The sequence below is a fragment of the Mesorhizobium sp. M8A.F.Ca.ET.208.01.1.1 genome, from assembly GCF_004791315.1.
GTDB lineage: Bacteria > Pseudomonadota > Alphaproteobacteria > Rhizobiales > Rhizobiaceae > Mesorhizobium.
In genome coordinates this window covers 1-321 of the sequence record NZ_SRUT01000224.1, presented here as the reverse complement: position 1 = coordinate 321, position 321 = coordinate 1, and the positions used below count along the sequence as shown (strand labels likewise).

Below are 321 nucleotides of genomic sequence, written 5' to 3'. Positions count from 1 at the left end.
CCGAAGGCGTGCGCAAGACGCTGTCGCCGGAGACCTTGCCGCAGAACGCCTGGATCCCGGCCGACACGCGGGAAGGCGATGAGTATTGGGAAGCCCTGCAGGTGATCCGCGAATGGACCAAGGGCAACCATATGCTCATCCATGATCTCGCGGCCGAAAAGCTGTCGGCGAAGGTCTCGGACCGGTTCTGGAATGAGCACAACTTCGTCTTCCGCCGCTCGGACGGGCTGTTCTACCACGGCAAAGGCGCCACACCGGCCTTCGACGGCTGGGCCGGCGACGCGACCGATCTGACGCTGATCCCGCTCAACATGGCGGAGC

At 64.5% G+C, this 321-nt stretch carries 1 pseudogene; it reads left to right on the top strand.

The features are described from left to right. Positions 1-321, top strand: a pseudogene (locus EN851_RS35030) (RtcB family protein); the annotation flags it as partial.